This window comes from Paraburkholderia sp. PAMB 6770, from assembly GCF_057748135.1.
In genome coordinates, this window is the sequence record NZ_CM173239.1 from 1,669,722 (window position 1) to 1,683,027 (window position 13,306).

The window sequence follows — 13,306 nt, forward strand, 5'->3', positions numbered from 1 at the left end:
TCCGCCCCGCGCGGCCGATCACGTCGTAATATAGCGTTCTTTATAACGATAAAGGAACGGGTATGATTCGCAAGCTCATTGCCGGCCTCGCGCTCACCACCGGTCTCGCGGCCGCCGCGCCCGGCTATGCCGCCGACAACACGGTCAACGTGATGTACGCAGGCTCTCTCGTCAACCTGATGGAACGCAGCGTCGGTCCCGCTTTCGACACCGCGACCGGCCTGCAATTCGAGGGCTACGCGGGCGGTTCCAACAAGCTCGCCCATGAAATCAAGGGCAAGCTGCGCCGCGCCGACGTGTTCATCAGCGCGAGCCCGAAGGTCAACCACAGCCTGATGGGCGAGGTAAACGGCAATCACATCACCTGGTACGTGAATTTCGCGCAATCGCCGCTGCTGATCGGCTACAACCCGCACAGCCGCTTTGCCGCCGACTTCAAGACCAAACGCTGGGATCAGGTGCTGCAGGAGCCGGGCATCCGCATCGGCCGCACCGACCCCAGGCTCGATCCGAAGGGCGCGTTCACGATCACGCTGATGAAGCAGGCCGCCGCTTTCTATCACGAGCCGGATCTCGTCGAGAAGACCCTCGGCGCGCCGGAAAATCCCGCACAGGTGCTGCCTGAGGAAACCCTGGTGGGCCGTCTGCAATCCGGTCAGCTCGACGCCGGCTTCTTCTACTCCACCGAAACGTCGGATCTGAAGATTCCTTCCGTGCAGCCGCCGGCCGAACTCGGCGCCAAGGCGAGCTACACGCTGACGGTGCTGACCGATGCGCCGAACGCCGCGGGCGCCGCGCGCTTCGTCGACTTCCTGCTGAGCGCGCAAGGCCGCGCGTTGCTGAAGCAGCACGGCGTGGACGTGGTGAAGCCCACCGTCACCGGCAACCGGGACGCGATCGCCGCGTCGATCCAGGCGGTGCTCGACGCGGCGCAATAAGTTATCTGGAGTCCTTATGAAGCGTGCCGCTGTCAGGCCGCTTGGCTGGCTTGCCGCGCTGCTCGCGGTCTATCTGTGCGCGCCGTTCGTCGCGAGCGTGCCGCAGCTCGGCGCAGCCGGCTGGTCGCAGGTCGACTGGCATGCGACGTGGTCCGCGGTCGCCGTCTCGGCGGCGAGCGCGAGCGTCGCCGCGCTGCTGATTCTTGCCGGCGGCGTGCCGCTCGGCTATCTGCTCGCGCGCGGCACGTCGCGCGCCATGACGCTGCTCGGCTTCGTCGTGCAGTTGCCGCTCGCGCTGCCGCCGCTCACGAGCGGCGTGCTGCTGCTCTTCCTGATCGGCCCTTACAGCCCGCTCGGCAGGCTGACCGGCGGCACGCTCACTGACTCGTTCACCGGCATCGTGCTCGCGGAGACGTTCGTCGCCGCGCCGTTTCTGATCATCGCGGCAAAATCCGCGTTCTCGGCCGTCGATCCGGTGCTGGACGACGTCGCCGCCACGCTCGGCCATCATGCCGCGAGCCGTTTCCTGCGCGTGACGCTGCCGCTCGCGTGGCCGGCGATCCGTGCCGGGCTGGCGCTTTCCTGGCTGCGCGCATTCGGCGAGTTCGGCGCGACCGTGATGGTCGCGTACCATCCCTATTCGCTGCCCGTTTATACGTACGTCGTGTTCGGCAGCCAGGGGCTGCCCGCGATGATGCCGCTGCTGTTGCCGACGCTCGCGATCGCCGTCGTCTGCGCGGCGCTGTCGCTGTACAGCCGGCGCCAGACCGCCGCGGCCGCGCCGCTCGACGCCGCCGACGACACCCTCGCGCCGCGCGCGGCCGACGCGCCTCCGCCCGCGTCCGGGCCGCAGCGGCTCGCCTTTCATCTGACACGCCGGCTGGGTGCGTTCGAGCTCGACATCGCATGGGCCCCGGCCACGCGGCGCCTCGCGCTGATCGGCCCGTCGGGATCGGGCAAATCGCTCGCGCTGCGGCTGCTTGCCGGGCTCGAACACAACGAACGCGGCATCGTGCGACTCGGCGCAACCGATCTCGGTGCGCTGCCGCCCGAGCAGCGCCAGATCGGCTACATGCCGCAGGACTATGGGCTCTTTCCGCACATGACGGTTGCGCAGCAGCTGTCGTTTCCGGTCGGCGCGGACGCCGCGAGCGCGCGCTACTGGCTCGCGCATCTGGGTCTCGGCGAACTGCTCGATCGCCTGCCGCGCCAGTTGTCGTTCGGGCAGCGCCAGCGGGTCGCGCTCGCGCGCGCGCTGACCCGCCACAGCCAGCTTCTGCTGTTCGACGAGCCGTTCGCCGCGCTCGACACGCCGCGCCGGCGGCGCCTGTTGCAGGCGCTGCGCGCGCTGCAGCGGGAAATCGCGGCAGTATCGATCATCGTTACGCACGACCCGGATGAAGCGGCGCTGCTCGCCGACGAAGTGCTCGTGATCGAGCACGGCAAGATGCTGCAGGCCGGCCCCGTGGATGCGGTTTACGCAAGGCCCGCGTCGATGCGCGTGGCCGAATTGCTCGGGCTGCGCAATGTCGGTACCGGGCGGATGGCCGCCCCGGACCTGCTCGATCTCGCGCCGGGCTTGCAGATCCGTGTGCCTCGGCCCGGCGCCGATGCGGGCGCGCCGGTGATGTGGCGCGTCGCGCCGCGCGCGTGGTCGGCGAACGCGGACGGCCCGTTCACGGGCACGGTCGACGCGATCGAGCTGCGGCGCGGCGAGCGCTACGTGCTCGTCGACATCGCGGGCGTGCCGTTCGAACTGGCGAGCGAGGACGCCCGGCTGCGGCCCGGCACGCAGCATCGCTTCGCCCTCGACCCGGCGGGCGTCGCCGCCTGGACCGCCGCGCCGCTCGCGCAGGCCGAGGCCGCGCCCGCGTAACGCACGCATTCACGGCAGCCCCGCGCGCGTCCATGAAGATCAGAACACGCCGGGAATCACGCGAAAGCGCACGCGGGTGCAATACGCACGATAGGCCGCATCGTCGCCCAGCAGCTTTTCCTCGCGCAGGATCCGGTAGACCTGCAGCGCAAACAGCCCGGCATAGACGATGAAATTCTGCCAGCCGAAATTGGCCAGCAGAAAACCCAGGTGGGAGAGCGCGTAACCTGCGTAGATCGGATGCCGCATCACGCGGTAAGCGCCGCCCGACACGACGCCGCGATTGGCCGGCAACAACCCGTACGAGCGCCGCAGCGAGAGCTTCGCGAAGATCTGCCACGCCAGCCCCAGCGTCTGCAGCGCGATGCCGGCCGCTTCGGGGATCAGATGCTGGCCTGGCGCGAGCCGCACCGCGAGGAAGTAGTATGTCGCGGCCACCGTGCAGACGAACGTCGCCGGTGCCCAGTCGCGCCGCCGTGGCGCGCGCGAAATCAGCGACAACGCGATCGCGAGCGTCTCCGACACGACCAGCAGCAGCAGCGTCACGCGCTGGGGCCTCGCGAGCCACTGCTGGATCGCCGCGACCGCGAACACGCTCATCAGCAGCACGGTAGTCGCGCGCGCGAGCCCATCCACGCACCGCGCCCCCCAGTCGGCGGACCCGCTCCCGGGTAAAGCTTTGTCGGTGTTCATCATGCAGATCTCCGCGCGGATCGGTTACTTCGACAGTCTCAGGATTTCGGATGCCAGCTTCGAGAAACACGGCGTCATGTCCGCCGGCGTCAACGCACTGCAGTAGACGCCGACCGGCTGCGCCGGGTTGTAGCAGCGCGCGAGCGAATCCGGCGTGTTGGCCATGCACTTGAGCACGTCCTGACCGATTTCGCCGTTCGCGCCCTCCGGCTGCAGCAGCTCCGAGCCGCGCCCGATCGCGTAGACATATGTGCCCTCGGTGCGCGCGAGGTTGGCCATCGCTTCGGCGATATTGCGCCCGGCATTGTTCACGTTCGCGTAGTTCACGGTGCTCGTCACCACGCGCGGCGTGTTGGTGATCACCGGAATCGTCTGGTTGTTCAGCCACGACGTGTTGTGCGCGTTATAGAACGCCGGCAGTTGCGTGACCAGCTTCGACGCGGTGTTGTTGTAGCACGGCGACGCGAGCTGCTGGCTCTGCACGTTGTCCGCGTAGAGCGCAGACGGCGTATTCGGGGTGTCGCCGCTGATGATCGTGCCGGCCAGCGAATTGCAATTCTTGTTGCTGGTCGGAAAGATCGACGCAAAGCTGTTCGGCGCGCCGTCCGAGAAGAACACGATCACGCGCAGGCTCGATGGTTGCGTGATCACCGTATTCAGCTGGTTCAGCGCATTCCAGTACGCCTCTTCCGAGTTGGTGCTGCCGGCGAAATTAAACGCATTGATGCTATTTGTCATCGCGGCCATGTTGAAGCCGCGCGCATTGCCGTTGAACGGCTGGTCGACCACCGTGCCGTAGGCGAAGTGAATCAGCGCGACGCGGTCGGTCAGCTGGTTGAACTGCTGCAGAAACGTAATCGCAGCCGAACGCACGGCCGGCGGCACGGCCGGGTCGGTCGCCATCGAGCCGGTGGTGTCGATGATCAGCACGAGGTCGAGATCCTTTCTGACGGTCTCCGACGCACTCGCCACGTTCAGCAGATTGAAGCCGAACAGGTGCATGAAGCCCACCGGCAGGACCGCCTGTGCCGACGTATCGATCGTCACCGTGCCCTGGTTGAACACCACCGAGGGCGTATTCAGCGACGCTGTCGTGCCGAGATAGCCGGTCGGATAGTTCGCGTTGAAAAAGCTCTGTGCGGCCGCGATCGCATTGGCGCTCTGCGCGGCCTGGCTGCTGCCGTTCGTGACGGCCTCGCCGGCGGCGACCGCCGCCGCATCGGATGCGGCATCGAGCTTCGCCTTCACCATGTAGCCGAGCCCGGAATCCACCGCGATGCCGACCACCGCGAGCAGCAGCAGGATCGACGCCGCGACGACGATGCTCACCGCCCCGCTCTGTGCGTTCCGGCCGGGTCCGCGCCCAGCGTTCATCGATGTTTTCATCATGCCCCCGCGTGCCGGTCAAAATACGTTCATCGCGTACAGATCCGGATTGAGCACCGTCGTCTTCGCGCCCAGTCCGAAGTTCGCGGAGCCGAACAGATACTGCATCCGGTAAAAACTCTCGACCACATAGACGATCTGCCCCGCCGACAGCTGCCCGCTCAGCACGTTGGCCGTCGGCGCGGACAGCCCCGTGCCGATGCTGCTGCAACTGCCGTCGCTCGCCCAGTCGACGCTCGGGCAGTTCCACACCGCGCTCGTCGGCGCATACGCGCTCTGCGTGCCGTTGGGCAGCCACTGGTACTGCGCGAGCACGATATTGCGGATCGTGCAGTTGGTCCCCTGCGCATTGCAGTTCTCGTTGTCGCCCATCACCTCGGTGATGTACATCATTCCATTGTCCGTCATGTCGAGCGGTGGCGTGGTCGCGATCAGGTCGCCCATGATCGTCTGCATCGGGTACGTGAGCGAAGCGCGCAACGCGAGATTCGCACCCTCGCGGCTCAGGTTCACGAGGATCAGGTTCGCCTGGATGTTGCGCGCGAGATCGTAGACCGGCACGGCGAGCAGCACGAGCAGCGGCAGCAGCAGCGCGAACTCGACCGACGCGACGCCGGCCATGCGGCGCGCTGAGCGATGGAAGCGGGCGGCACGCATCAGAACGCCTCGTTGCGCATGGTGGCCGCGACGCTGAACGCGTACAGCCCGTTCGGGAAAAACGGCTTGAGCAGCGGCGTGAGCAGCGGCCACGTGCAGTTCAGCTGCAGCACGATCAGGTCGCCGGGCCCGCCGAACATGTTCGAGCCATACGTGCTCGGCGCGCCGTTCACGGTCACCGAGATCGACGGGTTGACGAGCGTGTAGAGGCCCATCGACGCGTCCTGGATGTCCTGGATCACGGCCAGGTAGCGCTGCGGGTCCGCGCTGTCCGGATCGAGATTGCTCTGCCCCGTGACCGCGTAGCGCGCGCCCTCGTGCACCGCGTACTGCATGGTCAGCGTGACCCAGAACAGCAGGCCGAGGTCGATGATCATGCAGATCACGAAGATCAGCAGCGGCGCGATGATCGCGAACTCCACGGCGGTCGCGCCGCGCTGGCCGCGCCGCGAGCGGGCGCCGGTCCGAAATCCCGATGTGTTCATCTGCTTCTCCCGTTTCGCGTATCCGCACTCGTGCATGTCGCCGTGCCGCGCCTCAGCCGCCGATCGCGCTGACGGTCGGCAGCATCACGCGATAGATCTGTACCACCGCCGGCCCGAGCAGCACGATCAGCAACGCCGGAAAAATGAAGAACATCAGCGGAAACAGCAGCTTCAGCGCGACCTTCGCGGCCCGCTCTTCCGCGAGATGACGCCGCTTCGTGCGCAGCATGTCGGTGTGCACGCGCAGTGCGGCGCCCACGCTGGTGCCGAAGCGCTCGGCCTGGATCAGCATCGTGACGAGTGTCTCGACGTCGGCAACGCCGGTGCGCATCGCGAGATTGCGCAGCGCGCGCTCGCGGCTCGACCCGGCACGCAGTTCGAGCAGCACCAGCGAGAATTCGTCGCTCAGCACCGCGCTTTTCATGTGCAGCTCCTCCGCGACGCGCAGCATTGCCGCATCGACGCCCAGGCCCGCTTCGACGCACACGGTCATCAGGTCGAGCGCATCCGGCAGGTTCTCGAAGATCTCCTGCTGGCGGCGGTCGATGCAGTGTGCGAGCACGCCGTTCGGCAGGTAATAGCCGAGCGTCGCAAACAGCATCAGCAGCGCGGCGAGCAGCGCAAGGCTGTGCGGCAACCCGTCGTGCAGGCTGCCGAGCGCGAGCAGCGCGGCAAGCGGCAACGCAAGCGCGAGCACGGTCTTGGCGGCGAAGTACAGCGCCGCCGCCGATGCGCCGCGCCAGCCGGCATTCATGAAGCGCGTGCGCAAGGCCGACTTGTCCCAGCCTTCGCTCGGCAGCGACAGCTTCGCGACGTGCGCGGACGCTTTCGCCACCGTTTCGAGCCATGCGGCGCGTCCCTGCTCGACGTCCGCGGCGACGTTCGCGCTGCGGTCGCCGGCGTAGTCCGGGCCGAGCGCGAGCGCGTCGAGACGCCGCTGCAGCACGCTCGGCCGCACGATCAGCATGACCCCGAACGCCGCGCAAAAGACAATCACGAAGGTCGCGCCGAGCAATACGATCTGCATGGTATTCATGTCTGCCTCACAAGCATCCCGCCGTCTGGCGTCCTGTTTCCGGTGCTGCCTATGGTCTTGCCTTTCGTCCTGCTCATCGTCCTGCTCATGGCCCTGCAAGACATCGCGCTACACGCGGATGCGGATGATCCGCCGCATCCACACGATCCCGATCAGCATGCTGGCGAGCGACCCGAAGATCATCTTCATGCCGGCCGGATCGTGGATCAGTCCCATGAAAAAGCCCGGGTTGATCAGCAGGATCACGCCGGCAAGCGCGAACGGCAGCACCCCGAGAATCCACGCGGAAAGTCGCCCCTCGGCGGAGAGCACCTTCACCTTGCTGAGCAGCTTCAGCCGCTCGCGAATGATCTGGCTGATGTTTTCGAGGATCTCCGACAGGTTGCCGCCGGCCTCGCGCTGGATCAGCACTGCAATCACGAAGTAGCGCAGGTCGATCAGCGGCACGCGCGCGACCAGGTTCTTCAGCGCGTCGTTCATCGACACGCCGAAGCTGATTTCGTCGAACGTGAGCTGAAACTCGCCGCCGAGCGGATTCGACAGTTCCTCGCCGACCATCCCGAGCGCGCTCGGGAACGAATGGCCGGCGCGCAGCGCGCGGCTGATCAGGTCGGCGGCTTCGGGCAGTTGCTGTTCGAGTTGCGCGATGCGCTTCGCGCGGCAGCGCCGCACCCAGGCGAGCGGCAGCAGCGCGGCGAGCGCCGCGAGCGGCGCGCCGGCGAGTACGGGCCATGCCAGCACGAACGCAACGAAGCCGACGAGCGCCGGCAGCAGCAGCGTGAGCGCGACGAAGCGCCCTACCGACCCGTTGCGACCGGACTGCTGCAGCATCCGGTCAAGCGTGTGCACGCGCGGCATCTTCAGCAGCAGCCGTTCGAGCACCGGCGAGTCGCTCAGCATGCGCGCCTTCAGGATCGACAACTGGTCCGCACTGACATGCGCGCCCGCCGACATTGCGCGAATACGCTGGTCGAGCCGCCGCACGACGGGGCCGTGACGGCTGTTCCACCACAGGTAGACCGCCTCGATCGCCAGCACCACGGCGATGAACAGCAGCACCGCAAAGCCCATATATAGCTGGTTCATCTGTCGCCCCCGCCGTCCCGGTCAGACCTCGAAATGCCGTTGCGGATCGTAGATCGCATCGGGCACGTTCACGCCGAAGGCCTGCAGCCGCTCGCTGAACTGCGGCCGCACGCCGGTTGCGCAGAAATAGCCTTTCACGTGGCCATGCGAGTCGACGCCCGTGCGCCGGAACGTGAAAATCTCCTGCATGTTGATGATGTCGCCTTCCATGCCGGTGATCTCCTGAATGCTCATCAGCTTGCGCCGCCCGTCGGTGAGGCGCGAGGCCTGCACGATCACCGTGAGCGCGGAGGCGATCTGCTGGCGCATCGCCTTCGGCGGCAGCGCGAGCCCCGCCATGCTGACCATGTTCTCCAGACGCGTGAGCGCATCGCGCGGCGTGTTCGCGTGGATCGTCGCCATCGAGCCCTCGTGGCCGGTGTTCATCGCGTGCAGCATGTCGAGCGCCTCGGCGCCGCGCACTTCGCCGAGGATGATGCGATCGGGGCGCATCCGCAGCGCGTTCTTCACGAGCGAGCGCTGGCTGATCTCGCCCTTGCCCTCGATGTTCGGCGGACGGGTTTCGAGCCGCAGCACGTGTTGCTGGCGCAGTTGCAGCTCGGCCGCGTCCTCGATCGTGACGATCCGCTCGTCGGCCGGAATGAAGCCGGAGAGCAGATTGAGCATCGTCGTCTTGCCGCTGCCGGTGCCGCCCGAAATCAGCACATTGATCTTCGCCTTGATGAGCGCTTCGAGCAGTTGCACCATCGGCGTCGTGAACGTCTGGAACTCGATCAGGTCCGCGACCTTCAGCGGATTCACCGCGAAACGCCGGATCGACAGCAGCGGGCCGTCGATCGCGGATGGCGGAATGATCGCGTTCACGCGCGAGCCGTCCGCAAGCCGCGCGTCGACCATCGGCACCGATTCGTCGATGCGCCGCCCGACGCCCGACACGATCTTCTCGATCACCTTCATCAGGTGCGCGTCGTCGTAAAACTGCACGTCGGTCAGTTCGAGCTTGCCGCGCCGCTCGACATAGACCTGGGACGCGGTGTTGACGAGAATGTCCGAAATTGTCGGGTCTTTCAGCAGCGGTTCGAGCGGACCGAGTCCGAGCATTTCGTCCTGCACGTCCTGCACGAGCTGACGCCGCTCCAGATCGTTCATCAGGATGTTGCGCTCCTCGATCAGCCGTGCGACCAGTTGCGCCAGTTCGCGCCGCACCTGCTCGGGGGTGAGCCGCTGCAGCTTGTCGAGCTCGACGCGCTCGATGATCGCGCTGTGCATCTCCATCTTGAGCTGCTGGTAGGCACGGCGCGCCGCGGAACTGATGACGGGCTGCTCGGGCGCGGCCGCCGCGCGCACGGGCGCGGGCTCGTGCGCGTTGAACGCCGCCGTGTCGGCGAGGGCCGGCAGGCCGAACGGTTCCTCGGCCTGCCTGAAAAGATGTTCGCGCAATGACATGAGAAGCTCCGGGTTCGATGGCGACGGCATGCACGGATCTCGCGAAGGCGGGCAACCTCAGGTCGCGCGCGCCTGCACGTGAGGGCGCGCCGGGAACAGCCGCCCGAGCAGCGCATGACCCTGCGCGGGCGGCGCCGGCACGAGGCTGTCGGCGAGGGCGGTGACGCTCTTTGCGATCGCGCTGCCCTTATGCAGCTTCAGCACCGGTACGCCCTGGTTGACCGAATCGAGCACCGGGCCGGCGTCTTGCGGCAGCACCTTCCACACCTTCGCGCCGAGCACCGCTTCGAGCTTGTCCAGTTCGATCTGGCTGCGCCGCTCGTACTGGTTCACGAGAATGCGCTGGCGCTCGGCCGGGTAGCCGAGCGACTGGAACAGGTACAGCAGGCGCTGCGCCGCGCGAATCTGCGGGACGCTCGGACGCAGCACCGGGAAAATCAGGTCGCTGTGGTCCAGTGCGAAGATCGACACCGGATTCACGCTTTGCCCGACGTCGCAGATCACGACGTCGTACTCCGTGCGCACCAGTCCGAAGATCCGTTCGAGGTGGCTTACCTTGATGTCGCCCGCCTTCACCGGATCGCCCGCGCCCGCGAGCACGTCGAAGCCCGGGTGCGCGTGCGTGAGGCACGCATCGAGAAACGACGCGTCGAGCCGGTCGATCTGCGCGCACACGTCCGCGATCGTCGCGGGCGACGTCTTGTCGCAGACGAGGTGCGCGGCATCGCCGAACTGCTGGTTCAGATCGACGAGCAGGACCCGGCGGTTGCGCAGCGTCGCCAGCGCGTACGCGAGATTGGCCGCGACGAACGTGGTGCCGCTGCCGCCCTTGCACGACACGAAGGCAAGCACCTGCGCATGGCGCTGGGCGCCTTCGGTGCGGCGCCCTGCAATGCGCTGCAGATCCGCACCGAAGCTGTCGTGTTCGAGCGGCCAGGGAGCGATGTGCCGCACGCCGGCGCGCATCGCGCGGATCAGCAGATCGGGCGACGGCGCCGGCACGACCAGTGTGCAGACCAGATCGCGATGGCGGTTCAGCAGTTTTTCGAGCGCGTCGAGATCGGCCCCGCCGGTCTGCCCGCCGTCGTAGATCAGCAGGTCCGCTGCCTGCAGCGCATCCGGATCGGCGGCGAGCGGCGCGAGGCCATCGGTGCGCGTCGCCAGTTGATGCGTGACGCCGCTCGCCGCCGCACAGGCCGCGATCTGTCTGGCGCGTTCGGCGTCGCTTGACACTAGCAGGATCTTGATCATTTCGTTGACTCCACGTCTCGGATACGCTGACGGCAACGCGCCGCACGCGCGGCGTTCACGGCGTGCCGGCGCTCGAACCGCCGCCGTACGGCTGCACCGCGACCGACGGCTGCGCAAACGACTTGCCGTAGCGCGTCATCGTGCCGGCCGCGGCGATGCCGTCGACGCCGCTCACCGGATCGGGATTGCGGCCGGCCCGCGGCTCGAGCACCTGCGCATCGCGCACCTGACGCACGGCGTCGCCGAAATGCGCGTCCCATTGCGGTGTCGACGTGAGGCAGCCGGCCAGCGTCAAGCTGAGGCCCGCGCAGACGCCAAGGCGAATGATTGTGTTGAGCATGTTCATGTTCGGCTCCAGTTCGGGATGGCAGGCGTACGCGCGGCGCTCAATGCGGCTCGCCCGCGTCCGACGACAGCGGCCTGGCGGTGGCGGTGGGCTGCGCGACCGCATAGACCGCCGGCGGCACGGCATCGGCTGGCGACGGCTCAACCGTTGCGCGCGCAACCGGTGTCGCCGCACGGCCGGCCGTGGGCGCGGCCGGGGCACCGTTCGACGGCTTCGCGGCAGCGGCGTTGCCCGCGTTGCCCGCGCCGCCTGGATGGTGCGCGTTGCCCGGCAACGCGCCGGCTGCAGCGGACTGCGCCGGTGCTGCGGAAGGTGCCTGAGCCGGTGCCTGAGCCGGCGCCGCCGAAGGTGCCTGAGCCGGTACCTGAGCCGGCGCCGGCAGGGCCGCCGCCGGCAGGCCGGTGGCGGGCGCGGACGCCGGGGCCGTCTTGTGCCCTTCCATGTTGCCGGTGAGCAGCACGCCCGCTTCGCTCACTTCGCCGAAGTGGTCGGTCGGCAGCGGATAGTGATCCGGCAGCGGCTTCACGAGGCGCGGCGTGACGACGAACACGAGTTCGGTTCGATCCTGCTGGAAGTTCGTACTCCGGAACAGTGCCCCGAGAACCGGGATCTCGCCCGCGCCCGGCAACGCGTTGATCGTACCGGTCACGTTGTTCTTGATGAGGCCGCCGATCGCAAAGCTCTGGCCGTCCATCACCTGCAGCGTCGTCGACGCGCGGCGCGTCGTGATCAGCGGCAGCACCGTAGTCGTGTTGCCGGTCGGCGAAGTGACGGTCGCGCCGGTCGGCGACAGTTCGGACACCTCGGGCGCGACCGTCAGGTTGATGCGCCCGCCGTCCAGCACGGTCGGCGTGAAGTTCAGGCTGACGCCGTAGTCCTCTTCCTGCAGCGTGATCGTCGTCGTGCCGTTGGCCGTCTGCGCCACCGGAATGAACACCTTGCCGCCCGCGAGAAAGCTCGCCTGCTGGCCGCTGATCGCCATCAGGTTCGGCTCGGCGAGAATCTTCACGAGCTGGTCGCTCTTTTGTGCGTCGACTGCGAGACCGAGCGGCAGCTTGTTCGACTTGATCAGGCTTGCCTGTCCGGCGCCGCCGCTCAGGAAATTCGCCAGCAGTCCGAAGCTCCAGCTGCCGAAACCGCCGTTCAGCGAAGTCTGGGCGCCGAGCTCGTCGATCAGCGTCTTCGACACTTCGGCGACCTTCACTTCGAGCATCACCTGCTGCGGCGCGCCGACCGTCAGCATGTTGATGATGCGCAGGTTCTTGTCGGCCGTCTGCCCCACGCCGCCGCCGGCGGCGGCAACCGCGCCGGCCACGCCGCCCGCCCCGCCTGCGCCGCCTTGCGGCGCCGCGACCGGGCGCGTCGCGCGCTGCAGGAACGCATTCGCGAGTTCCAGCACGCGCTGCAGCTTCACCGAGTCCGTCACGGTGCCCGACAGCACGAGGCTGTCGGCCGCCGCGCTGACGTGGATGTCGTGCTGCTCCGGCATCAGTTGCGCGAGCGTCGCCTGCAGGCCGCCGGGATCGACGCCGACTTCGACGTCGATCACGCTGCACGAGCCGCTGCGGCCCTGGATGATCATGTTGGTCGCGCCGACGTCGGTGCCGAGCACATACAGCGTGGTCGGCGACACGAGCATCGCCTGCACGATGTCCGGATTGCCGACCGTGCGCGAGCGTACCGCCTCGGGCAGATCGACCATCGTCGACTTGCCGACCGCCACGTTGACCGTAGTGTGCTCGCGCAGGTCGCCGGTGCAGTTCGGGCCCTTCGGCTGCATCGCGGCGGCCGGCGCGGCGCGGCTCACGCCGATCGTCAGGTTCACGCCGTTCGACGCCACCGTGAGCGGCCTCGCGGCCGACGCATTCGTCTGCGCCAGCGCGGGCGCACTGCCGAGCGAGAGCGACACGCAGGCCGCGACGGCGACGGCCGCTGCGTGCTGCGTCAGGGTGGCGTGCCGGCTGCGTCCGGTACGGCGCCCGGCCGTGTGCTGAACGCCGTAATCGATATGGTTCATGTGATGTCCCCCGGGAGGAGGCCGTTGCCCGGCCCTGGCCCATGCTGGTGCGATTGCGTGTGCGAGGGGCCGCCGGTCACGCGGCCCGC

At 67.7% G+C, this 13,306-nt stretch carries 12 protein-coding genes; 2 read left to right on the forward strand and 10 right to left on the reverse strand.

Translation table 11 applies throughout. The annotated features are described in order from the left end of the window. Positions 1-62: 62 nt before the first annotated feature. On the forward strand, positions 63-938 hold the full coding sequence (locus AC3AP7_RS24830; RefSeq protein WP_487362954.1) for an extracellular solute-binding protein: 876 nt from the start codon (positions 63-65) through the stop codon (positions 936-938). 16 nt (positions 939-954) lie between these two features. Next, complete coding sequence (locus tag AC3AP7_RS24835) at positions 955-2,814, forward strand: ABC transporter ATP-binding protein/permease (RefSeq protein WP_487362955.1); 1,860 nt, start codon at positions 955-957, stop codon at positions 2,812-2,814. A gap of 39 nt (positions 2,815-2,853) precedes the next feature. Here the strand turns inward: AC3AP7_RS24835 and AC3AP7_RS24840 are convergent, their stop codons facing one another. The 10 genes from AC3AP7_RS24840 to AC3AP7_RS24885 form a co-directional block, all read right to left on the reverse strand. Then, the gene (locus AC3AP7_RS24840) at positions 2,854-3,510 is read right to left on the reverse strand and encodes a methyltransferase family protein (RefSeq protein WP_487362956.1); all 657 of its coding nucleotides are present in this window, start codon (positions 3,508-3,510) and stop codon (positions 2,854-2,856) included. Between the two features lie 21 nt (positions 3,511-3,531). Further along, a complete protein-coding gene (locus tag AC3AP7_RS24845) occupies positions 3,532-4,836 on the reverse strand; it encodes a VWA domain-containing protein (protein ID WP_487362957.1) in 1,305 nt (434 codons plus the stop codon). A gap of 75 nt (positions 4,837-4,911) precedes the next feature. Continuing rightward, a complete protein-coding gene (locus AC3AP7_RS24850; RefSeq protein WP_487362958.1) occupies positions 4,912-5,550 on the reverse strand; it encodes a TadE/TadG family type IV pilus assembly protein in 639 nt (212 codons plus the stop codon). Beyond that, on the reverse strand, positions 5,550-6,035 hold the full coding sequence (locus AC3AP7_RS24855) for a TadE/TadG family type IV pilus assembly protein (RefSeq protein WP_487362959.1): 486 nt from the start codon (positions 6,033-6,035) through the stop codon (positions 5,550-5,552). Before AC3AP7_RS24855 ends, AC3AP7_RS24850 begins: the two co-directional genes overlap by 1 nt. Before the next feature lie 52 nt (positions 6,036-6,087). Next, positions 6,088-7,071, reverse strand: coding sequence for a type II secretion system F family protein (locus tag AC3AP7_RS24860; RefSeq protein WP_487362960.1), 984 nt, complete (start codon positions 7,069-7,071; stop codon positions 6,088-6,090). Between the two features lie 108 nt (positions 7,072-7,179). After that, positions 7,180-8,157, reverse strand: a complete 978-nt coding sequence (locus AC3AP7_RS24865; RefSeq protein ID WP_487362961.1) for a type II secretion system F family protein — start codon at positions 8,155-8,157, stop codon at positions 7,180-7,182. A gap of 21 nt (positions 8,158-8,178) precedes the next feature. Beyond that, a complete protein-coding gene (locus tag AC3AP7_RS24870; RefSeq protein WP_487362962.1) occupies positions 8,179-9,603 on the reverse strand; it encodes a TadA family conjugal transfer-associated ATPase in 1,425 nt (474 codons plus the stop codon). A 57-nt stretch (positions 9,604-9,660) separates the two neighbouring features. Next, positions 9,661-10,854, reverse strand: coding sequence for a CpaE/TadZ family protein (locus tag AC3AP7_RS24875; protein ID WP_487362963.1), 1,194 nt, complete (start codon positions 10,852-10,854; stop codon positions 9,661-9,663). A gap of 55 nt (positions 10,855-10,909) precedes the next feature. Further along, on the reverse strand, positions 10,910-11,200 hold the full coding sequence (locus AC3AP7_RS24880; RefSeq protein ID WP_487362964.1) for a hypothetical protein: 291 nt from the start codon (positions 11,198-11,200) through the stop codon (positions 10,910-10,912). A 40-nt stretch (positions 11,201-11,240) separates the two neighbouring features. Further along, the gene (locus AC3AP7_RS24885) at positions 11,241-13,217 is read right to left on the reverse strand and encodes a type II and III secretion system protein family protein (RefSeq protein WP_487362965.1); all 1,977 of its coding nucleotides are present in this window, start codon (positions 13,215-13,217) and stop codon (positions 11,241-11,243) included. Between the last annotated feature and the right edge of the window lie 89 nt (positions 13,218-13,306).